The organism is Rhodococcus tibetensis (assembly GCF_024438035.1).
In the GTDB taxonomy this organism is placed as follows: domain Bacteria; phylum Actinomycetota; class Actinomycetes; order Mycobacteriales; family Mycobacteriaceae; genus Rhodococcus_F; species Rhodococcus_F tibetensis.
Genome location: NZ_JANFQF010000001.1, coordinates 87983 through 107373 on the forward strand (window position 1 = coordinate 87983; position 19391 = coordinate 107373).

Genomic DNA, 19391 nt, shown 5'->3' on the forward strand with positions numbered 1-19391 from the left:
TGGTACGCGCCCATGTGACGTCACGGGAAGCGTACAAAGTACCGCGCGAGTGTGCCTGGCGTTTGCCGATATCCGCGCCGAAGCACGGCGAGGTGAAGTGTCTTTCCCGTCACCGTCCAGCGATGGTCAGCACCACGTCGGCCAGGGCAGGGGCGTTATCGCGCTCGGGAATCGTGGCCGAGATCAGCAGAAGGCCGGCCTCTTTCCAGATGCGCACGTGTAACGTTTCACCGGGAAACACCACACCTGCGAACCGTGCCTTGAACCCCGCCACCAGCGACGCGTCGGAGTCCAGCATCGTGTCGACCACTGCCTTGCACACAATCCCGTAGGTGCACAGTCCGTGGAGAATCGGCGCCGGAAATCCAGCGGCGGCGGCGAACTGGGGATCGGAATGCAACGGATTGCGATCACCACACATCCGGTACATCAACGCCTGTTGTGGTAGCACGGGAATGTCGACCTCGGCGTCGGCCGCACGGCCGGGCAACTCGACGGCCTGGGAAGGCCCGCGTTCGCCGCCGAATCCGCCCTCACCGCGGGCGAAGATGGACGAGCGGCTCGTCCAGAGGGGCACTCCGTCCACGTCGGTGGTGGCCGACTCCTGGACGATGACCGCAGCCTTTCCCTTGTCCCACACCTCCGCGATGCGGGTTGTGGTGCGGGCCTTGCCCTCCGGCGGGAGTGGCCGGTGCACGGTCACTTCCTGGCTACCGTGCACCACGCTCGCGAGATCGATCTCGACACCGGGGAAGGACACGCGGGGAGCGTCGGTGGCATGGAAATTGGCTGCGACCGTCGCGAAAGTCGGAAGGACCTGAGGGGTGCGGTCTGTGAGGTAGCGCAACTCTTTCTCGTCCAAGGGACGGGAACCGGCACCGAGCGCGAGATGATAGTGCTGCACGTCGGAAGCGGTCCAGGAGAACTCCAGCGTGGGCAGTTCCGCGCCGATGGCGATATTCGGGTCAATGGGCATTCGTGGCGTCTCCGGTACGTGTGGTGGGAGGAACGGTGTGGACAGGTGTGCCGGGAGTATCGAGAACGGCCGGGCGCGCCGCCGTCAGCGAGGCGGTCATTCCGCCCACACCACGAACGACGACAACCGTGTCGGATTCGTGCTTGCTCATGTAGAACACGTTATAGAATGATGGGGTTGTCGGTCCATCCTCACAGCCAGGAAGTGTCGAGGCCGATGGCAGGCGAGAACGAACACGTTGCAGTGGCGACCGGTGGGCGTGCGCATCCAGTCGAACTTTCAGGGAAGGCTCAGAACATGCTTTCGAACCAACTACGCACCGAGTTGGCCGATCAGCTCGACACCGCGGAGCGCAGTCGGGCTCCCATCGGGCCCCTGACCGCCGCCCATGACATCGACGTCGTCGACGCGTACGAAATCCAACTGATCAATATCCGTCGCCGACTGCAGAACGGTGCGAGGGTCGTCGGCCACAAGGTCGGGCTGTCCTCCCTCGCCATGCAGCAGATGATGGGTGTCGACGAACCCGACTACGGGCATCTGCTCGCCGACATGGAGGTCTTCGAGGATCAACCCGTCGACACAGCCCGGTTCTGCTACCCGCGGGTCGAGGTGGAGGTGGGTTTCGTGCTCGGCGCCGACCTCCCCGGAGCCGACTGCACCGAGCAGGACGTCCTCGATGCCACGGTGGCGTTCGCGCCGTCCATCGAACTGATCGACAGCCGCATCAGGGACTGGAGAATCGGGCTGGCCGACACCATCGCCGACAACGCGTCCTCCGCAGGCTTCGTGCTCGGCATCAATCGAGTGCGCCCGTCCGACATCGACATCAAGACCATCGACGCGGTCCTGACCCGCAACGGTGAGCGCATCGCCGAAGGGCGCAGCGACGCGGTGCTCGGCAATCCGGTGACGGCCGTCGCCTGGCTGGCGCAGAAGGTCGACAGCTTCGGCGTCCGGTTGAAGGCCGGCGACATCGTGCTGCCCGGTTCGTGCACCCGCGCCATCGACGCTCGTCCGGGCGATCACTTCCGTGCCGAGTTCAGTGGACTCGGAACCGTATCCCTGCAGTTCAAGTAGGAGTTTGTTCATGACGAAGGCAAGTGTGGCGATCGTCGGTTCGGGCAACATCAGTACCGACCTGCTCTACAAACTGCAGCGATCCGAGTGGCTCGAGCCGCGGTGGATGATCGGGATCGACCCCGAGAGCGAGGGCCTCGCCCGGGCGCGCAAGCTGGGCTTGGAAACGTCCGCCGAGGGTGTCGACTGGTTGCTGAACCAGCCGGAGAAGCCGGACCTGGTCTTCGAGGCAACGTCTGCCTACGTGCATCGTGAGGCAGCCCCCCGATACGAGGCAGCAGGCATCCGCGCGGTGGACCTGACACCGGCTGCCGTCGGCCCTGCCGTCGTTCCGCCCGCGAACCTGTGTGAGCACCTCGGTGCCCCCAACGTCAACATGATCACCTGCGGGGGGCAGGCCACCATCCCGATCGTGTACGCCGTGTCCCGGGTCGTGGCCGTGCCCTACGCCGAGATCGTTGCCTCGGTGGCGTCCGTGTCGGCCGGTCCGGGCACCCGCGCCAACATCGACGAGTTCACCAAGACCACCAGCCGCGGAATCGAAACCATCGGTGGCGCCCGTCGCGGCAAAGCCATCATCATCCTCAATCCGGCCGACCCACCGATGATCATGCGCGACACGATTTTCTGCGCAATCCCGGAAGATGCCGACCGCGACGCCATCACCGACTCGATCCACCGGGTCGTCGCAGACATCCAGCAATATGTTCCTGGCTACCGGCTACTGAACGAACCGCAGTTCGACGACCCCAGCGTCGTCTCCGGCGGGCAGGCAACCGTCACCACGTTCGTCGAGGTCGAGGGCGCAGGCGACTTCCTGCCGCCGTACGCCGGGAATCTCGACATCATGACCGCTGCGGCGACGAAGGTGGGCGAAGAGATCGCCCAGAAGCTCCTGAGTGTGGAGGCATGAGCACAATGGTCCACTTCGACCCCAGCTGGGACATCCGCGTTACCGACACGTCGCTGCGCGACGGTTCGCACCACAAGCGCCACCAGTTCACCGGTGAGGAGGTGCGGGCAATTGTCGGCGCCCTCGACAATGCGGGAGTGCCGGTCATCGAGGTCACTCACGGTGACGGGCTGGGCGGTTCGTCGTTCAACTATGGTTTCTCGAAGGTTCCCGAGCAGGAACTCATCTCCATTGCCGTCGACACGGCGAAGAACGCGAAGATCGCCTTCCTGATGCTGCCGGGGCTGGGAATCAAGGACGACATCATCGTGGCTCAGGACAACGGCGCGTCGATCTGCCGCATCGCGACCCATTGCACCGAGGCAGATGTATCGATCCAGCACTTCGGCCTGGCCCGCGAGCGCGGACTCGAAACCGTCGGCTTCCTCATGATGGCTCATTCCATTCCGCCGGAGAAGCTCGCCGAGCAGGCGCGGATCATGGCGGATGCCGGATGCCAGTGCGTCTACGTCGTGGATTCGGCCGGTGCGCTCGTCCTCGAGCAGGTGTCCGACCGTGTCGAGGCTCTGGTGCAGGAGCTGGGGTCGGACGCGCAGGTGGGATTCCACGGCCACGAAAACCTCGGTCTCGGCGTGGCCAACTCGATCGCCGCGGTGCGCGCGGGAGCCAAACAGATCGACGGCAGCACGAGACGGTTCGGTGCCGGTGCCGGCAACGCCCCCGTCGAGGCGTTCGTGGGCGTGTGCGACAAGATCGGCGTCAAGACCGGCATCGACTTCTTCGCGATCGCCGACGCCGCCGAGGACGTGGTCCGGCCGGCGATGCCTGCCGAATGTCTTCTCGACCGCCAGGCGCTGATGATGGGTTACGCAGGTGTGTACTCGAGCTTCCTCAAGCACGCCGAACGTCAGGCCGAGCGGTACGGCGTCTCGCCCGCAGAACTCCTCGTCCGCGCGGGCAAGCGCAAGCTGGTCGGTGGGCAGGAAGATCAGCTCATCGACATCGCCCTGGAGCTGCAAAAAGAGCGCCTGTGAGCATTTCTTGACGTCGGGCGGTCAATAAGTGCTCACGGGTGAGCGGTTTCCCAGAGCCCGACGACGTTTCCCTCGGGGTCGGTGAAGTAGGCGGCAAAACCCATGTTGCCGACCGGGGTTCGACCGGTCACGGTCTTTCCACCGAGGGATTCGATCTTCGCCAATGCGGCGTCGATGCTCTCGACGTCGACGGTGACCAGGGGAGAAGTCACTTCGTCGCGCTGCATCATGCCGCCGTTGATGTAACCGGGCTCGTCGGGCATCCCGCTCTCACCCACGGGTCCGGTGGTGACCATGCTGTAGTCCATCTCGGGGATCTCGGCGATGGCCCAGCCGAACGCGTCGCGGTAGAACGCGCGAGCGCGATCGCCGTCGTCGTAGGGGATCTCGAAGTGCACGATTCGACCTGTCATGGGATGCCTCCGGCTCGGCGGAAACCGCCGTGTCCGACGGCACTTTTCAGCCTAAGTCGCCGGTTTCGCAGGCGAAAGGGGTACACACAGCTTCGCCCGATGCGACATCGGTGCAGTCGAGCTGCACGAATGTCACATCGGGCGAGAGCGGGGTGGGGCCGGACGGCTACTCGAGGTGATCTCGCACGTCGATGAACCCCTCCATCACCGCGTGGTTGATGCTGTCCCACAGACGTGGGCAGCCGTCCTGCAGGGCGGTGGGCTGCCCCTCCGCCACCCGGTCGCGAAACGTGGGGCACGTCTTCGCCGGGTCACTCGTCCACTGGACGCTGGTGTGTTTCAGGCTGTTCTTGCGTACCAGGACGCAGGTGCCGCAGGTGCGGCACTCGACTTCGTTCATTCCGTCGTCGAGGTAGTTGGCCTTGTCGGCCATCGTCTGCGCATGAATGGCCTCGAGCCGAGCAGGTTGCCCGGCGTAGTCGGGAGCTTTTGCCCATTCGGTCGAGGCACTCATCATCAGACCTGCGCTTCCTTGCTCTCGGCTCCGGCGGTCACTGTCGCTTCCGCGGCCTCTCGCTCGGCCTTCTGCCGGGCCAGGTTCTCTTCCACCTCGTGTTGCCAGGCCTCGTTGGCCTTGGTGGTGTCGACCTCGAACTCGAATCGCTGCGTCATCTTCTCGGTGACGTCGGCGACGTCGACATAGAACTGGTCGTACCACCGTCGTAGCTGGTAGACCGGACCGTCTTCTTCGCACAGCAGGGGGTTGTCGATCTTGGTCTTGTTCTTCCAGATCTCGACATCCTGCAAGAAGCCCTCGGCGATGCCCTCGGTGAACTTTGCCGCCAGCTTGTCGGCTGTTTCGTCGTCGATGCCGGTCGGCTTCTTGACTGTGACACCGTATTGGAGCACGAAGGAATTGTTCGTCACCGGATAGTGGCAGTTGATGAGGACGCTCTCGACCTCGTACCCCCCGTAGCTGTTCCACAGCGGATTGATCATGTAGGACGGCCCGTAGTATGCGGCCTCCGAGCGCAGCAGCGACTCCATGCCGTACTGCGTCGCCATCCCGACGTCGGGGCGCCCCTTCGTGTTGAGGTACTGCGTCGCAATGTGACCCTCGAAGACGTTCTTGAAGTACGTCGGGAAGGCGTAGTGGATGTAGAAGAAGTGCGCCATGTCGACCACGTTGTCGATGATCTCGCGGCAGTTGGCGCCCTCGATCAGCATCGAATTCCAAGTCCAGTCGGTCCATTCGTCGCTGTACGCGCCTTCGATCCGGGGGATCGTCACCTCGTCGGGCGGCGGATTGCCCTCCGGATCGTTCCAGACGAAGAGCTGCCCATTTTGTTCCAGCGTGGTCCACGAGCGTGTGCGTGCGATGGGCGGCACCCGGCGTGCGTAGGGAATGCTCGTGCATTTGCCGTTGCCGCCCCAGCGCCAATCGTGGAACGGGCACGCCACGGAATCACCCTTGACCGAGCCCTGGGAGAGATCGCCGCCCATGTGCCGGCAGTAGGCGTCCAGAACTTTCAGTTCGCCTTTGCTGTCGGCGAAAACGACGAGCTTGGTGCCGAAAGCCGGGACCGAATGCGGATTGCCGTCCTTGAATGTCTTGGTCAAGCCGAGGCAGTGCCAACCGCGCGCGAAGCGGGTCTGGACAGTACCTACATCGATCTCGCGAATCTGCGCCATTGTGCCCTCACATCCCTTCATGCTGTCAGTAGAACACGTTATAGAAGTTCACCACGATCCGCCAGATTTCGAGCGGCCTTCTTCGAGTACTAAGGCGTCGAACAGCGGCTTTGTCGATGTCTCGACAGAAATGGGAACGTGTTCTAGTCTCAGAGAGTGAGTGAACCATCGAACGAGACAGGAGCGTCCTGTGGGTGACCATGACAGTCACGAGGTGATGCGGCGGCTCGACGCGCTACTGCCGACGCTGCGTGAGCGTGCGCAGGAGACCGAAGATCTACGTCGCATCCCCGACGAATCGATCAAGGCACTACAGGAGTCCGGCTTCTTCAAACTGCTTCAACCGGAGCAGTGGGGTGGCTACCAGGCGGATCCGGTGCAGTTCTACTCCGCGGTGCGGAAGATCGCGAGTGCCTGCGGCTCCACCGGATGGGTCTCGTCGATCATCGGAGTGCACAACTGGCATCTCGGCCTCTTCACGCAACAGGCGCAGGAAGATGTGTGGGGCCAGGACACAGATGTGCGGATCTCGTCCTCCTACGCTCCGATGGGTGCGGGCGAGGTGGTCGACGGTGGTTACACGGTGAACGGCTCCTGGGCATGGTCGTCCGGGTGTGATCACGCCAGTTGGGCGGTGCTCGGTGGTCCCGTCATCAAGGACGGGCGGCCAGTCGACTTCGGCAGCTTCCTCATTCCTCGCGAGGACTACCGCATCGACGACGTGTGGAATGTCGTAGGACTGAGGGGAACCGGCAGTAACACGGTTGTCGTGAAGGACGTGTTCGTTCCTCGTCACCGCTTCCTGAGTTTCAAGTCGATGAGCGACCTGACGGCCCCTGGGCTCGAACGAAATACCGCCCCGGTATACAAGATGCCCTGGGGAACAATTCATCCGACGACGATCTCCGCTCCTATCGTCGGAATGGCCTACGGTGCGTACGACGCGCACGTCGAACACCAGGGCAAGCGCGTCCGCGCGGCGTTCGCCGGGGAGAAGGCGAAGGACGATCCGTTCGCCAAGGTCCGGATCGCCGAGGCATCCAGCGACATCGACGCGGCCTGGCGGCAGCTGTCGGGCAACGTCGCCGACGAGTACGCGTGCCTTCTCGAAGGCCGGGACGTTCCGTTCGAACTCCGCCTCCGCGCGCGGCGCGATCAGGTGCGTGCCACGGGCCGGGCCATCTCGTCGATCGACAAGCTGTTCGAGAGCTCCGGTGCCACGGCGCTGGCCAATGGTACACCGTTGCAACGATTCTGGCGGGACGCTCATGCCGGTCGAGTGCACGCGGCGAATGATCCCGAGCGGGCCTACGTGATGTACGGCACCGGTGAATTCGGTTTGCCGATCACCGACACAATGGTTTAGGAGAACACGTGACGACGACCGAGGAAGCCATCACGTTCGAGTCCACGTCGAAGTTCGCGCAGGTGCGACCCGACCTCACACTGCACTATCACGAGGCGGGCGTCGGTAACGGCACCACTATCGTGCTCCTGCATGGCGGTGGACCCGGTGCTTCGTCATGGTCGAACTTCGCGAAGAACATCCCGGTTCTCGCGGAGAAGTTCCACGTACTCGCGGTCGATCAACCCGGATATGGGTTGTCGGACAAGCCCACCGAGCACCCGCAGTACTTCGTGCACAGCGCCTCTGCGTTGAACGATCTGCTCGACACCCTCGACATCACCGGGCGTGTACATCTGCTGGGAAACTCGCTGGGCGGTGGCGCGGCGGTGCGGTTCGCTCTCGACTATCCCGATCGCGCGGGCCGGCTCGTCCTGATGGGTCCGGGTGGGTTGAGCGTCAACCTGTTCGCCCCCGACCCCACCGAGGGCGTGCGGAACCTCGGAAAATTCGGCTATGAGCCCACCCGTGAGAATCTCGAGGCGTTCCTGCGCATCATGGTGTTCGACCAGAAATTGATCACCCCCGAGTTGATCGAGGAGCGCTTCGCTGCGGCGAGTACTCCGGAGTCCCTCGCGGCGGCGAAGGCGATGGGGAAGTCGTTCTCTTCCGGGGACTTCGAGAAGGGCATGCTGTGGCGGGAGGCGTACAAGCTTTGTCAGCGGGTCCTTTTGATCTGGGGACGGGAGGACCGCGTCAATCCACTCGACGGTGCCCTGGTGGCGCTGAAAATGATTCCGCGGGCGCAACTGCACGTCTTCGGTGGGTGCGGTCACTGGGCGCAGCTCGAGAAGTTCGACGAATTCAACCGTTTGGCAGCCGATTTCCTCCTGGACGGGGGTAAGTGATGAGTATTCGTTCACTGGCGTACATGCGCATCGAGGCCACCGACATGGCCGCGTGGCGCGAGTACGGTCTCAAGGTTCTGGGGATGGTGGAGGGGAAAGGCAGCAACCCGGACGCGCTGTATCTGCGGATGGACGACTTCCCGGCGCGCCTCGTGATCTTCCCCGGGGCGCAGGACCGGCTGTCGGTGTCGGGCTGGGAGACGGCCGATGCAGCGGAGCTGCAGGAGGTTCGCGACAACCTGTCGGCGGCGGGTGTGGCTTTCAAGGAGGGGACAGCCGAGCAGCTGCAGGACCGCCGGGTCGACGAACTGATCACCTTCGAGGACCCCTCGGGCAACACTCTGGAAGCCTTTCACGGCGCGGCCCTCGAACACCGGCGCGTCGTCAGCCCGTACGGGCACAAGTTCGTCACCGCTGAGCAGGGCCTTGGCCACGTCGTCCTCTCGACCACGGACGACGAGGCGTCGCTGCGCTTCTACCGCGACGTCCTCGGCTTCCGACTGCGCGACTCGATGCGGTTGCCCCCGCAGATGGTCGGGCGGCCCGCGGACGGCAAGCCGGCGTGGTTGCGGTTCTTCGGCTGCAACCCGCGGCATCACAGTCTCGCGTTCCTGCCGATGCCGACGCCGAGCGGCATCGTGCACCTGATGATCGAGGTCGAGAACTCCGACGACGTCGGATTGTGCCTCGACCGCGCGCTCCGCAAGAAGGTCAAGATGTCGGCCACGCTCGGCCGCCACGTCAACGACCTGATGCTGTCGTTCTACATGAAGACTCCCGGCGGCTTCGACATCGAATTCGGTTGCGAGGGACGTCAGGTGGAGGACGAGAGCTGGATCGCGAGGGAGAGTACGGCCGTCAGCCTGTGGGGTCACGACTTCAGCGTCGGGATGCAGCCGTGAGTGAGGTGACCGGGGACGGGGCCGTCGCGGCCGAGGCGATCGATCCGCGACGGTTCCGGACGGTGCTCGGCCAGTTCTGCACCGGCGTCACCATCATCACGACGATCGACGACGGCGTGCCGGTGGGGTTCGCGTGCCAGTCGTTCGCCGCGCTGTCGCTCGAACCGCCGCTCGTGCTGTTCTGCCCGACCAAGACGTCGCGGTCGTGGGCGGCGATCGAGCGCAGTGGCATCTTCTGCGTCAACGTGCTCGCCGAGGAACAACAGTCGACGTGCGCCCGCTTCGGTTCCCGCGACCCGGACAAGTTCGCCGGGATCGACTGGACGGAGTCGCCGCTGGGCTCGCCCATCCTCACCGGTTCGCTGGCCCACATCGACTGCTCGCTCGAGAGCGTGCACGACGGCGGCGACCACTGGGTCGCGTTCGGCCGGGTCTCCTCCCTGAGTGAGATCAGGGAGGAGCGACCGCTGCTGTTCTACCGCGGGCAGTACACCGGCATCGAGCCGGACAAGACGGTGCCTGCGCCGTGGCGCGACGACCTCGAGGCTTTCCTCACGACGTCGTCGGAAGACACCTGGCTCTAGCTTTTCTAGACGGCGACGCCGATGTATTTGGTCTCGAGGAATTCGTCGATGCCGGTGGTCCCGCCTTCGCGCCCGAGCCCGGATTCCTTCACGCCGCCGAACGGCGCGGCCGGGTTGGACACCACTCCCTGGTTGAGTCCGACCATGCCCGACTCGAGCGCTTCGCACACGCGGATGCCGCGCTTGAGGCTTTCGGTGTACACGTAGGCGACCAGCCCGTACGGGGTGTCATTGGCCCGCTCGATCGCTTCCGCCTCGGTGTCGAAGGTGCTGATCGCGGCCACGGGGCCGAAGATTTCGTTGTGGCACATCTCGGCGTCGTCGGGCACACCCGTCAGGACCGTCGCCGGGTAGAAGTTGCCCGGGCGGTCGAGTGCCTCGCCGCCGGTGAGCACCGAGGCGCCGCGCTCGATCGCGTCCGCGACGAGACTGCTGACCTTGCACACGGCGTCCTCGTCGATCAACGGCCCGACCACGACGCCGTCCTCCGTGCCGCGCCCGACGGGCAGGGCCTCCATCCGCTGCGTGAATTTGCGCGTGAATTCCTCGGCAACCGAACTGTGCACGAGGATTCGGTTGGCGGCCGTGCAGGCCTGGCCGATGTTGCGCATCTTCGCCGCCATCGCCCCGTCGACCGCGTCGTCGAGATTCGCGTCGTCGAAGACGAGGAACGGCGCGTTGCCGCCGAGTTCCATGGAGGTGCGCATGACCGTGCGGGCGCACAGTTCGAGCAGGTGCTTCCCGACCTTGGTCGAACCGGTGAACGAGAGCTTGCGGGCCCTGCCGTCGAGGATGAGGGGAGTGATGACCTCGTCGGGGCTGGACGTGGTGACGACGTTGGCGACGCCGTCGGGCAGCCCGGCCTCGGTGAGGATGTCGGCGAGCGCCAGGATCGACAGCGGCGTCTGGGCCGCCGGCTTGATGACGGACGTGCACCCGGCGGCGATCGCGGGCCCGATCTTCCGGGTGCCCATCGCCATCGGGAAGTTCCACGGGGTGATGAGCAGGCTCGGCCCCACGGGCTGGCGGGTCACGAGGAACCGCGACCCGCCGCCGGGCGCCGTCATGTAGCCGCCGTCGATGCGGACGGCCTCCTCCGCGAACCAGCGGAAGAACTCTGCGGCGTAGGCGATTTCGCCCCGAGCCTCGGTGAGGGGCTTGCCCATCTCGAGCGTCATGACCAGCGCCAGCCGGTCGACGTTCTCGAGCAGCAGTCGGTGCGCGTTCATGAGGATGGTGCTGCGTTCGCGGGGTGTCGTGGCCGCCCAGGACGGTTGCGCCGCCACCGCCGCGTCGAGCGCCTCGCGGGCCTCCGCGGCGTCGGCGTCGGCGACCGTGCACAGGATCTGCCCCGTGGACGGATCATGGACCGGCATGGTGCGAGCGCTGTCGCGCCACTTGCCGCCGATAAACAGGCCGGTCGGCACCGATGCGATTGCTGCTTCCTCGAGCATGGTTTCTCCCCATTCTCCGTTGCCGAAGTGACGCCGTCCATGTTATACAGATTGTCAACAATCTGACAATGCAATTGCTGCGGCACGACCGGCGGCATCTACGTGTGGGAGGGTTCTCGTGACTCGGCTATCTCCGCTGCTCGCACAAGCCACACCCGTGACGGTCGACCACGGTGAGGGGTGCTACCTCTACGGCACCGACGGTCATCGGTATCTCGACTTCACCGCGGGAATCGGGGTGACCAGCACCGGACACTGCCATCCGCACGTCGTGGAAGCCGCGCGCAGGCAGGTCGGGTCCCTGATTCACGGCCAGTACACGACGGTCATGCACCAGCCGATGCTCGAGCTGGTCGATCGGCTGGGATCGGTGCTGCCCGAAAACCTGGACTCGCTGTTCTTCGCGAACTCGGGAAGTGAGGCAGTAGAGGCGTCGCTGCGCCTCGCCCGCCAGTCGACCGGCCGGCCGAACGTCATCGTCTTCCACGGCGGCTTCCACGGCCGCACGGTGGCGACGGCGACGATGACCACGTCCGGCACCCGGTTCTCGGCCGGCTTCAGCCCGCTGATGGGCGGCGTGCATGTGGCACCGTTCCCCAACGCCTACCGCTACGGCTGGTCCGAGGAGGAGGCGACCGCGTTCGCGCTGAAGGAACTCGACTACATCTTCGCGACCCTCACCGCGCCGAACGAGACGGCGGCGTTCGTCGTCGAGCCCGTCCTCGGTGAGGGCGGGTATGTGCCCGGCAACACCGCGTTCTTCCAGGGGCTCCGCGAGCGCGCCGACCGGTACGGCATCCTGCTCGTCATCGACGAAATCCAGACCGGGTTCGGCCGCACCGGCAAGTTCTTCGGGCACCAGCACTTCGACGTCCGGCCCGACATCATCACCATCGCCAAGGGTCTGGCCAGCGGTTTCCCGCTGTCGGGGATCGCGGCGTCCGAGGAGCTGATGGCCAAGGGTTGGCCGGGTTCGCAGGGCGGAACCTACGGCGGCAACGCCGTCTCCTGCGCGGCCGCGGTCGCGACGCTCGAGGTGATCGAGAAGGAAGACCTCGTGGCCAACGCCGCCGCGCGGGGAGTCCAGTTGCTCGACGGTGCGCGCGCCCGCGCCATCGACGGGATCGGCGACGTCCGTGGTCTCGGACTGCTCGTGGGCAGCGAGTTCACGGCCGCCGACGGCAGCGCGGACCGGACGAAAGCGTCTGCGGCGCAGCAGCTCGCCGCGAAGAAGGGCCTGCTGCTCTTGACCTGCGGCGCCCACATGAACGTGGTACGGATGATTCCACCGCTCATCGTGACGGCGGAACAGATCGAGGACGCCCTGAAAATCTGGTCCGAAGTACTCGACGAGATCTGACCCGCACTCGTGGGCGATAGCAAGGAGGAATCGTGGCTCGCTACATCACCATCAGCCTGGACAAGCGCGGCGTGACCTGCCGCGCCCGTCTTCTCGACGACGACGCACCGCTCACCTGCGACGCGGTGTGGAACGCGCTCCCGCAGAGTGGGGACGCGTACCACGCCAAGTATGCCCGCAACGAGGTGTACACCCTGATCCCGCGCATCACCGCGGCACCGCACCGCGAGAATCCCACCGTCACACCGATTCCCGGCGACGTGTGCCTCTTCGACTTCGAACCCTGGGAGATCGGCAACTCCGCCTACGGGTACGAACCCGGCTCCGAGGCACATGCCGAACAGGGTGCCACCGACCTTGCGATCTTCTACGGCCGCAACAACCTGCTGCTCAACGGCGACGTCGGCTGGGTGCCTGGCAACGTATTCGCCGCCATCGAAGAGGGCCTCCCCGAACTGGCGGCCGCATGCAACGACCTCTGGATGCGCGGAGTCGAGGGCGAGACGATGAGCTTCGCCCGGGCCTGACGTCGCGGATACCGCGTTCGGGACGGTCAGGGTATCGATCCGCAGACCTTCCGTACGTGTCGCGCCGGGTGACGGGGGTGCGACGCGCTGCGAAGGTCTGCGGATCGACTCCGCCTCTGTTTCAGGCCAGCACGTGCTCGGCGAAGCGCGCGACAGCGAGTACCAGGTCGTCCGAGTGTCGCGGTCCGACGATCTGGAGTCCGACGGGCAGTCCCGCTGCGGTCCTGCCCACGGGGATGCTGATCGCCGGCTGCTGCGTCAGGTTGAACGGGTAGGAGAACGGGGTCCACTGCGGCCAGCTGGTGAAATCGCTGCCCGGCGGAACGTCGTAGCCGGCCTCGAACGCGGGAATGGGGACCGTGGGCGTCAGCAAGACGTTGTGCGTGAAGTGGAACTTGCCCATCGTGATGCCGATGTCCGCAGCAACCGCCCGTGCGTCGAGATAGTCGACGGCGCTGAACGTGTCGCCGCGCTCCCACACCTGGGCCAGACCGGGATCGACCTTGTCACGCGCCCCTTCGGGGAAGTTTTTCAACATCGCGGCCGCACCGGTCGCCCACAGGAGCTCGAAAGCGTCCAGGGGGTCGGTGAATCCGGGGTCGGCGACCGTGACCGGCAGACCGGCCGAGTCGAGGTACCGGACCGCCCGGTCGACGATCGCCCGCACTTCCGGATCGACGGTGACGTAGCCGAGTGTCGGCGAGTAGGCGACACCGAGTCCGACGACATCACGGCCGATTTCACCGCGAAAGGTGGTGGGGAAGGGGGCGAGTGACGTGGGATCGCGGGGGTCGGGCAGAGACATGATGTCCATCAGCAGTGCGGCGTCCTCCACCGTCCGGGTGAGGGGACCGGCGTGCGCCAACGGCCCGAATGGGCTCGCCGGGAACAGGGGAATACGACCGTGCGTGGGTTTGAAGCCGACGACCCCGCAGAAAGATGCCGGGATCCGCACGCTGCCGCCGCCGTCGGTGCCCACCGAGCACGGGCCCAGACCTGCTGCTACAGCGGCCGCGCTTCCGCCGGAGGAACCACCGGCCGTCTTGGTCGGGTCGGCAGGGTTGCGGGTAACACCGCACAGGGCGCTGTCCGTGACCGCCTTCCACGCAATCTCGGGAGTGGTGGTCTTGCCGAGGAAGACCATCCCGTCTTCGCGAAGCCTTGCGGCGACCGGGCTGTCGACGTCCCACGGTTGATCCTCGTCGATCGCCTGTGAACCGCGGAGCGTCGGCCATCCGTCGGTGAGGAAGATGTCCTTGATGGAAATCGGTACGCCGTCGAGCAAGCCCTTGGAGTAACCGGTATTCCAGCGCTCCTCCGACTTCTTCGCCTGGGCCAGTGCTCGTTCGGCGTCGACGAGGCAGTATGAATTGATGTCGCGGTCACGCTCGGTGATGGCGTCGAGAATCGCCTGCGTTGCCTCTACGGGCGACAGCTCTCCGGACGAGTAGGCCGTGACTAGTTCGACGGCGGTCATGTCGGTGGGATTCATAGAGACTCCTTCAGCCTGGACGGTCGGCCCCTGCTTCATCGGCTCGGTACGTACCCGAGATGCTTGTCTACGACGTTTTCGAGGGGGTGCCCAGCAACCCAACGTTCGAAGTTGTCGGTGAACACGGTAATCAGCGCATCGCGCCATCCGGCGAAGTCACCCGAATTGTGTGGCGTAATCGAGACGTTCGGCATGTCCCACAACGGGTGATCCGCTGACAGCGGTTCGGTGTCGAACACGTCGAGTGCGGCGCCGGCGATCGTCCCCGACCGCAGTGCCTCCACCAGGTCGTCGGTGCGGACGAGTTCGCCGCGGCCGACGTTGACGAACCGGGCACCCGGCTTCATCGCCGCGAACGTCTCGGCACAGAACATGTGACGAGTCTGTTCGGTGAGGGGTGCCACGGCGATGACATAGTCGGCGTCGGCTAGCTGTTCGGGCAGGTCATCCGCCGACGTGACGACGCCGAAGTCGGGATCGGTTTCGCGCGCCAGGCGCCCCGACCCGCGGACGTTCATGCCGACCGCATGGAGAAGCCGGGCCACTGCACGTCCGATGGGTCCGGTGCCGACGATCAGCGCGGTGCGCCCGGCGATGCGTTCGGACTCCCGGTGTTTCCACGTGTGAGACTGCTGCAGCCGCAGCGATTCCGGGAGGTCCTTGGCGAACGAGAGGATCTGTGCCAGTACGTACTCGGCGATGGCGCCGTCGAATACGCCCCGTGAATTGGTGATGGTGACGTCGCTGTCCCGGGCCTCGGGAAACATCACCGGGTCCACCCCGGCGGCGGCGATGTGGAGCCACTGCAGTGAGGCGGCGGCGTGCCATGCGCCCGGGACGGCGTCGGTCAAGAAGTCGTAGAGGAACAAGACGTCGGCGCCGTCGAGCGCACGGGCCAACCCGGCCTCGTCCGTGTAGCGAACCTCGGCGCGAGAATTGACCGGCGCCATGAGTTCGTCACTCGGCAGGACCTGGGCATGTAGCACCGCGACGATCGGTTTCCGACTCACGTTGACACCGTATGAGTAGCTCGTATGATTGTCAACAATCTGCAAAGGCTCAGGCGTTGCCGAAGCGAAGGTGAGGCCCGGTATTGGAACTGAACATTCCCGAATTCGAAGGGCCAATCGCGCAACGGGGGATCGGCATCATCGCCCCGTTCGATCTCGCGCTCGAACGCGAGCTGTGGCGATGGGCTCCGCTGGAGGTGAGCCTGCATTTGGCGCGCACTCCGTACGAGCCGGTTCCGGTGAGCCTGGAGATGGCAGAACTCGTGTCCGAGCGTCGGCACCTCATGACGGCAACCCGTGATGTGATGCACGTGGAACCCGAAGTCGTTGCCTACCTCTGCACGTCCGGGAGTTTCATCAAAGGTATCCAGCACGAACGGAAGCTGTGCGACGCCATCTGTGAGGCAGGCGCCCAGCATGCGATCACGACGTCGGGCGCCCTCCTCGAAGCGATCGAACACCTCGAGCTGAGCAAGGTGTCGGTGATCACCCCCTACGACGCAGCACTGACCGAACGGCTGCACAGCTTTCTCCACGAAGCGGGAACAGAAGTGGTGCGGTCCGATCACCTCGGACTCGGCGGCGGAATCTGGAAGGTCAACTATCGGACCATCGCCGAACGCATCATCGCCGCCGACGACCCGGAATCGGAAGCCATCTTCGTCAGCTGCACCAACCTCCCCACCTACGACGTGATCGCCCCGCTCGAGGCGGAACTCGGCAAACCCGTCCTCACCGCCAATCAGCTCACGATCTGGGCATGCCTCGGCCGGATGAAACTCCCGATGTCAGGACCCGGCAAATGGCTCCGCAACGTTTTCTGACCGGACCTCACGACACCGACAGAGGAGAACGCATGACCAGCCTGCAGGCACCGACCGTGGGATTTATCTACCCGGACCACGCAGCCGAGGACGACTACCCGTTCGCTGCCGACATGCTCGGGGTGGACCTGCCGGTCGTGCACATCTACGGCACCGACCTGCATGCGGTACCGGAACTGCTGGAACTCGGCAGTCCCGAGAAGCTCGCCGGCGGCGCCGCCCTCCTTGCAGGCAGCGCACCGGACTCCGTCGTATGGGCCTGCACCTCGGGAAGCTTCGTCTACGGACCCGACGGAGCGCGCCGGCAGGCGGAGGCTCTCGCCGCTGCGACCGGTGTTCCTACTTCGAGCACCAGTTTTGCGTTCGTCAACGCACTGCACGCCCTCGGCATCACCCGCGTCGCGGTTGCGGCGAGTTACCCCGAGGACGTCGCGACATTGTTCGTCGAGTTCCTCGCTGCCGCCGGTATCGAGGTGCTGTCCATGTCGAGTGCCGGCATCGACACCGCATCCGAGGTCGGGTTGCTCACGCCGGAAGAAGTGGTCGCGCTCGCGGTCGAGAACGATCACCCGGATGCGGAAGCCCTCCTCGTCCCCGATACGGCCATGAGGACGCTGGGCGCGCTGAGTACGCTCGAGCAGCGCCTCGGCAAGCCGGTGCTCACGGCAAACCAGGTGACCATCTGGGAAGGCCTGCGCCTCGCCGGCCACACGGCGGTGCATCCGTCGTTAGGAACCTTGTTCGAGAAAGGCCACAGTCATGGCTCTGACTGACCTGGAACCCGTCAGTCGTCAATCGACTGCCGAGTTCATCGCAGATCGACTGCGGGATGCGATCATGAAGGGCGCACTCGAGCCCGGCACACAGCTGGGGGAGGCGGAACTGGCCGCGCACTTCCAGGTGTCGCGCGGGCCGCTGCGGGAGGCCATGCAGAGGCTGGTCTCCGAGGGAATCCTCCACAGCATCCGTCATCGAGGCATCTTCGTGATCGAGCTGACCCTCGACGACGTCGTCGACGTGTATCGCAGCCGGTCGGTGATCGAACGGGGTGCACTCGAGATGATCTTCGACGACGGGCTCAGGGAGGACGTCTACCGCGCTCTCGAACCACCGGTCATCGCAATGAAGGCGGCCGCGGAGCGCGGTGACGCCGCTGCTGTATCGGACGCCGACCAGCTGTTTCATCAGATTCTGGTGGAGAGCGCGGCGAGTCCCCGGCTGGTGCGTGCAGCACGGACCTTGCTGATCGAAACTCGGATGTGTCTCGGCGCACTTCAGACCACCTACGAGGACATTCGAGAGCAAGCCCGAGAACACGACGAGCTGCGAGCGGCGATCAGAACGGGTACACGTGAAGGGGTGCAGGAATTGCTGGCTGAGCATCTCGACGATGCCGTTCAGCGCCTGCGCGCCGATCAGAGGACTTTGTCCTCGTAGAACACTGAAGAGAAGGAACGCGCCGAGGAGGGCACATGACTCAGGTAGCTCAGGTCCAGGAACAGACGAACAGCCCCGATCACTACCCGACTCGGATCAGCGCGGAGCCCTCGACGCTTGCGCGGAACGAACCTGCTGTGTGGGGATGCCCGTCCGACGGACCCTTCGACGCCGCCGCCCTCGAGCGTCACGAGGCCCGAGGCTTCACCATCGTCGAGAACCTGCTGGGCGCGGACGAGGTCGTGGTCTTCCGGGAGGAGCTCGCCCGACTGTCCCACGATGCGCAGATGCGTGAGAGCGGGCGGGTCATCACCGAACGCGGCACAGACGAGGTCCGCTCCGTCTTCGACGTCCACCGGTGCAGTGCGCTGGTCGCCGAACTCGTCCGCGACGGCAGAATCCTCGACCGCGCGCGGCAGCTCCTCGGCTCCGACGTGTACATCCATCAAAGCCGGATCAACTCGATGCCCGGTTTCAAGGGCACCGGTTTCTACTGGCATTCCGACTTCGAGACCTGGCACGCCGAGGACGGCCTCCCGATTCCCCGGACGGTCAGCTGTTCGATCACGCTCACCGAGAACTTCCCGTTCAACGGGTCGCTGATGGTGATGCCCGGATCGCACAACAGTTTCGTCCAGTGTGTGGGTGCTACACCTGAGAACAACTACGCGTCCTCGCTGGTCTCTCAGGAAGTCGGGGTTCCCCGGCGGGAGGATGTCACCCGCATGGCAGCGGAGTACGGGATCGAGCAGTTCACCGGCGCCGCGGGAACCGCGCTGTGGTTCGACTCGAATGTCATGCACGGGTCGGGCAACAACATCACACCGTTCCCGCGGTCGAACATCTTCCTCGTGTTCAACAGCGTCGAGAACACACTTGTAGAGCCGTTCGCCGCGGCGCGTCCGCGGCCGGAGTACATCGCGTCGCGCGACTTCACGCCGCTGTCCTGAGCGAGTGGCGCAGCGTGCCCTGGCGCGCTGCGCAGCCCACCTATACAGGGAGTTCGTGCAGTATGCGGGCGAGGTGGGCGAGTTCGGGAACCTCGGCAGCCTGATCGAGCGCCGCTTCCAGCGTGGTGTCGTGGGTGGGACGCGCCTGGTCCAACGCTGCCCGGCCCGCGGGGGTGAGCTCGGTGTAGATGCCGCGGCGGTCGTCGTCGCACAGGATGCGGGTGAGCAGTCCGCGGTTTTCCAGACGGTTCACCAGCCTGGTGGTGGCGCTGCTGCTCAGCGCCGCCGCGCGGGCGAGTTGCGCCATGCGCATGTGCCAGCCGTCCTGGCGGCTGAGGGCGTCGAGCACCGTGTATTCCACTACGGAGAGATCGTGTCCGCGCTGCAAGGCGCGCTCGAGTTCTGCCTCGAGTAGTCCGTGCAGGGCGGCGAGTGTGCGCCAGCCTTGCGACCGGATCTCGACGGCGTCATCAGCGACTGCCATGGGCCA

General features: G+C 65.1%; 22 protein-coding genes. 13 read left to right on the forward strand and 9 right to left on the reverse strand.

Annotated features, from left to right (window positions below):
• Positions 1-109 precede the first annotated feature (109 nt).
• Positions 110-976: an enoyl-CoA hydratase ChsH3 gene (gene chsH3, locus NOF53_RS00465; protein WP_255965007.1), complete on the reverse strand. Its 867-nt coding sequence runs from the start codon at positions 974-976 to the stop codon at positions 110-112.
• Complete coding sequence (locus tag NOF53_RS00470; protein ID WP_255965008.1) at positions 966-1127, reverse strand: hypothetical protein; 162 nt, start codon at positions 1125-1127, stop codon at positions 966-968. The genes chsH3 and NOF53_RS00470 overlap by 11 nt, the downstream gene beginning before the upstream one ends.
• A 146-nt stretch (positions 1128-1273) precedes the next feature.
• Between NOF53_RS00470 and NOF53_RS00475 the strand changes: the two genes are divergently transcribed.
• Genes NOF53_RS00475 through dmpG form a run of 3 tightly spaced genes read left to right on the forward strand, consistent with a single transcriptional unit; the run spans position 1274 to position 4003 of the window.
• Positions 1274-2056, forward strand: a complete 783-nt coding sequence (locus NOF53_RS00475; RefSeq protein ID WP_255965009.1) for a 2-keto-4-pentenoate hydratase — start codon at positions 1274-1276, stop codon at positions 2054-2056.
• A gap of 10 nt (positions 2057-2066) precedes the next feature.
• Complete coding sequence (locus NOF53_RS00480) at positions 2067-2969, forward strand: acetaldehyde dehydrogenase (acetylating) (protein ID WP_255965010.1); 903 nt, start codon at positions 2067-2069, stop codon at positions 2967-2969.
• Positions 2966-4003 (forward strand): 4-hydroxy-2-oxovalerate aldolase, encoded by a 1038-nt coding sequence (dmpG, locus tag NOF53_RS00485; RefSeq protein ID WP_255965011.1) that lies wholly within the window; start codon positions 2966-2968, stop codon positions 4001-4003. Before NOF53_RS00480 ends, dmpG begins: the two co-directional genes overlap by 4 nt.
• Before the next feature lie 32 nt (positions 4004-4035).
• Here dmpG and NOF53_RS00490 read toward each other — a convergent pair whose 3' ends face one another.
• The 3 genes from NOF53_RS00490 to NOF53_RS00500 all read right to left on the reverse strand — a co-directional run bounded on the left by NOF53_RS00490 (position 4036) and on the right by NOF53_RS00500 (position 6108).
• A complete protein-coding gene (locus NOF53_RS00490; RefSeq protein ID WP_255965012.1) occupies positions 4036-4416 on the reverse strand; it encodes a VOC family protein in 381 nt (126 codons plus the stop codon).
• A gap of 166 nt (positions 4417-4582) precedes the next feature.
• Positions 4583-4930: a hypothetical protein gene (locus NOF53_RS00495; RefSeq protein WP_255965413.1), complete on the reverse strand. Its 348-nt coding sequence runs from the start codon at positions 4928-4930 to the stop codon at positions 4583-4585.
• A 2-nt stretch (positions 4931-4932) separates the two neighbouring features.
• Complete coding sequence (locus tag NOF53_RS00500; protein ID WP_255965013.1) at positions 4933-6108, reverse strand: 3-ketosteroid-9-alpha-monooxygenase, oxygenase component; 1176 nt, start codon at positions 6106-6108, stop codon at positions 4933-4935.
• A 190-nt stretch (positions 6109-6298) separates the two neighbouring features.
• Here NOF53_RS00500 and hsaA point away from each other — a divergent pair, with 190 nt between their 5' ends.
• Genes hsaA through hsaB form a run of 4 tightly spaced genes read left to right on the forward strand, consistent with a single transcriptional unit; the run spans position 6299 to position 9847 of the window.
• Entirely contained in the window at positions 6299-7474 is a 1176-nt protein-coding gene (gene hsaA / locus NOF53_RS00505) for a 3-hydroxy-9,10-secoandrosta-1,3,5(10)-triene-9,17-dione monooxygenase oxygenase subunit (RefSeq protein ID WP_308213769.1), read from the forward strand.
• 8 nt (positions 7475-7482) lie between these two features.
• A complete protein-coding gene (gene hsaD, locus NOF53_RS00510) occupies positions 7483-8361 on the forward strand; it encodes a 4,5:9,10-diseco-3-hydroxy-5,9,17-trioxoandrosta-1(10),2-diene-4-oate hydrolase (RefSeq protein ID WP_255965014.1) in 879 nt (292 codons plus the stop codon).
• On the forward strand, positions 8361-9263 hold the full coding sequence (hsaC, locus tag NOF53_RS00515; RefSeq protein ID WP_255965015.1) for an iron-dependent extradiol dioxygenase HsaC: 903 nt from the start codon (positions 8361-8363) through the stop codon (positions 9261-9263). Before hsaD ends, hsaC begins: the two co-directional genes overlap by 1 nt.
• Entirely contained in the window at positions 9260-9847 is a 588-nt protein-coding gene (gene hsaB / locus NOF53_RS00520; RefSeq protein WP_005244804.1) for a 3-hydroxy-9,10-secoandrosta-1,3,5(10)-triene-9,17-dione monooxygenase reductase subunit, read from the forward strand. Before hsaC ends, hsaB begins: the two co-directional genes overlap by 4 nt.
• Positions 9848-9852: 5 nt before the next feature.
• On the opposite strand, the gene NOF53_RS00525 is transcribed toward hsaB, so the two are convergent.
• Positions 9853-11301 (reverse strand): NAD-dependent succinate-semialdehyde dehydrogenase, encoded by a 1449-nt coding sequence (locus NOF53_RS00525; protein ID WP_255965016.1) that lies wholly within the window; start codon positions 11299-11301, stop codon positions 9853-9855.
• A 118-nt stretch (positions 11302-11419) separates the two neighbouring features.
• On the opposite strand from NOF53_RS00525, the gene NOF53_RS00530 reads away from it, so the two are divergent.
• Together NOF53_RS00530 and NOF53_RS00535 are read left to right on the forward strand one after the other, a co-directional pair.
• Positions 11420-12661: an aspartate aminotransferase family protein gene (locus tag NOF53_RS00530; RefSeq protein WP_255965017.1), complete on the forward strand. Its 1242-nt coding sequence runs from the start codon at positions 11420-11422 to the stop codon at positions 12659-12661.
• Positions 12662-12693: 32 nt separating this feature from the next.
• Positions 12694-13188 carry a DUF3830 family protein gene (locus NOF53_RS00535; protein WP_255965018.1) on the forward strand — a complete coding sequence of 165 codons (495 nt, stop codon included), beginning with the start codon at positions 12694-12696 and terminating at the stop codon, positions 13186-13188.
• A gap of 121 nt (positions 13189-13309) precedes the next feature.
• On the opposite strand, the gene NOF53_RS00540 is transcribed toward NOF53_RS00535, so the two are convergent.
• Entirely contained in the window at positions 13310-14680 is a 1371-nt protein-coding gene (locus tag NOF53_RS00540) for an amidase (protein ID WP_255965019.1), read from the reverse strand.
• Between the two features lie 35 nt (positions 14681-14715).
• Positions 14716-15690: a D-2-hydroxyacid dehydrogenase gene (locus NOF53_RS00545; RefSeq protein ID WP_255965020.1), complete on the reverse strand. Its 975-nt coding sequence runs from the start codon at positions 15688-15690 to the stop codon at positions 14716-14718.
• 83 nt (positions 15691-15773) lie between these two features.
• Here NOF53_RS00545 and NOF53_RS00550 point away from each other — a divergent pair, with 83 nt between their 5' ends.
• Genes NOF53_RS00550 through thpD form a run of 4 tightly spaced genes read left to right on the forward strand, consistent with a single transcriptional unit; the run spans position 15774 to position 18901 of the window.
• Positions 15774-16514, forward strand: coding sequence for a maleate cis-trans isomerase family protein (locus tag NOF53_RS00550; RefSeq protein ID WP_255965021.1), 741 nt, complete (start codon positions 15774-15776; stop codon positions 16512-16514).
• 32 nt (positions 16515-16546) lie between these two features.
• On the forward strand, positions 16547-17287 hold the full coding sequence (locus NOF53_RS00555; protein ID WP_255965022.1) for a maleate cis-trans isomerase family protein: 741 nt from the start codon (positions 16547-16549) through the stop codon (positions 17285-17287).
• A complete protein-coding gene (locus NOF53_RS00560; protein ID WP_255965023.1) occupies positions 17274-17951 on the forward strand; it encodes a GntR family transcriptional regulator in 678 nt (225 codons plus the stop codon). The genes NOF53_RS00555 and NOF53_RS00560 overlap by 14 nt, the downstream gene beginning before the upstream one ends.
• Before the next feature lie 35 nt (positions 17952-17986).
• Positions 17987-18901: an ectoine hydroxylase gene (gene thpD, locus NOF53_RS00565; protein ID WP_255965024.1), complete on the forward strand. Its 915-nt coding sequence runs from the start codon at positions 17987-17989 to the stop codon at positions 18899-18901.
• A gap of 40 nt (positions 18902-18941) precedes the next feature.
• On the opposite strand, the gene NOF53_RS00570 is transcribed toward thpD, so the two are convergent.
• A complete protein-coding gene (locus NOF53_RS00570) occupies positions 18942-19385 on the reverse strand; it encodes a MarR family winged helix-turn-helix transcriptional regulator (protein WP_255965025.1) in 444 nt (147 codons plus the stop codon).
• Between the last annotated feature and the right edge of the window lie 6 nt (positions 19386-19391).

Excerpts from the sequence above, each read along its gene's own strand:
- NOF53_RS00490 (WP_255965012.1), bottom strand. The coding sequence starts at position 4,416 with ATGACAGGTCGAATCGTGCACTTCGAGATCCCCTACGACGACGGCGAT.
- NOF53_RS00555 (WP_255965022.1), top strand. The coding sequence starts at position 16,547 with ATGACCAGCCTGCAGGCACCGACCGTGGGATTTATCTACCCGGACCAC.
- chsH3 (WP_255965007.1), bottom strand. The coding sequence starts at position 976 with ATGCCCATTGACCCGAATATCGCCATCGGCGCGGAACTGCCCACGCTG.
- NOF53_RS00475 (WP_255965009.1), top strand. The coding sequence starts at position 1,274 with ATGCTTTCGAACCAACTACGCACCGAGTTGGCCGATCAGCTCGACACC.
- NOF53_RS00500 (WP_255965013.1), bottom strand. The coding sequence starts at position 6,108 with ATGGCGCAGATTCGCGAGATCGATGTAGGTACTGTCCAGACCCGCTTC.
- NOF53_RS00470 (WP_255965008.1), bottom strand. The coding sequence starts at position 1,127 with ATGAGCAAGCACGAATCCGACACGGTTGTCGTCGTTCGTGGTGTGGGC.
- hsaC (WP_255965015.1), top strand. The coding sequence starts at position 8,361 with ATGAGTATTCGTTCACTGGCGTACATGCGCATCGAGGCCACCGACATG.
- NOF53_RS00495 (WP_255965413.1), bottom strand. The coding sequence starts at position 4,930 with ATGAGTGCCTCGACCGAATGGGCAAAAGCTCCCGACTACGCCGGGCAA.
- dmpG (WP_255965011.1), top strand. The coding sequence starts at position 2,966 with ATGAGCACAATGGTCCACTTCGACCCCAGCTGGGACATCCGCGTTACC.
- NOF53_RS00570 (WP_255965025.1), bottom strand. The coding sequence starts at position 19,385 with ATGGCAGTCGCTGATGACGCCGTCGAGATCCGGTCGCAAGGCTGGCGC.
- NOF53_RS00525 (WP_255965016.1), bottom strand. The coding sequence starts at position 11,301 with ATGCTCGAGGAAGCAGCAATCGCATCGGTGCCGACCGGCCTGTTTATC.
- thpD (WP_255965024.1), top strand. The coding sequence starts at position 17,987 with ATGACTCAGGTAGCTCAGGTCCAGGAACAGACGAACAGCCCCGATCAC.
- NOF53_RS00560 (WP_255965023.1), top strand. The coding sequence starts at position 17,274 with ATGGCTCTGACTGACCTGGAACCCGTCAGTCGTCAATCGACTGCCGAG.
- NOF53_RS00540 (WP_255965019.1), bottom strand. The coding sequence starts at position 14,680 with ATGAATCCCACCGACATGACCGCCGTCGAACTAGTCACGGCCTACTCG.
- NOF53_RS00480 (WP_255965010.1), top strand. The coding sequence starts at position 2,067 with ATGACGAAGGCAAGTGTGGCGATCGTCGGTTCGGGCAACATCAGTACC.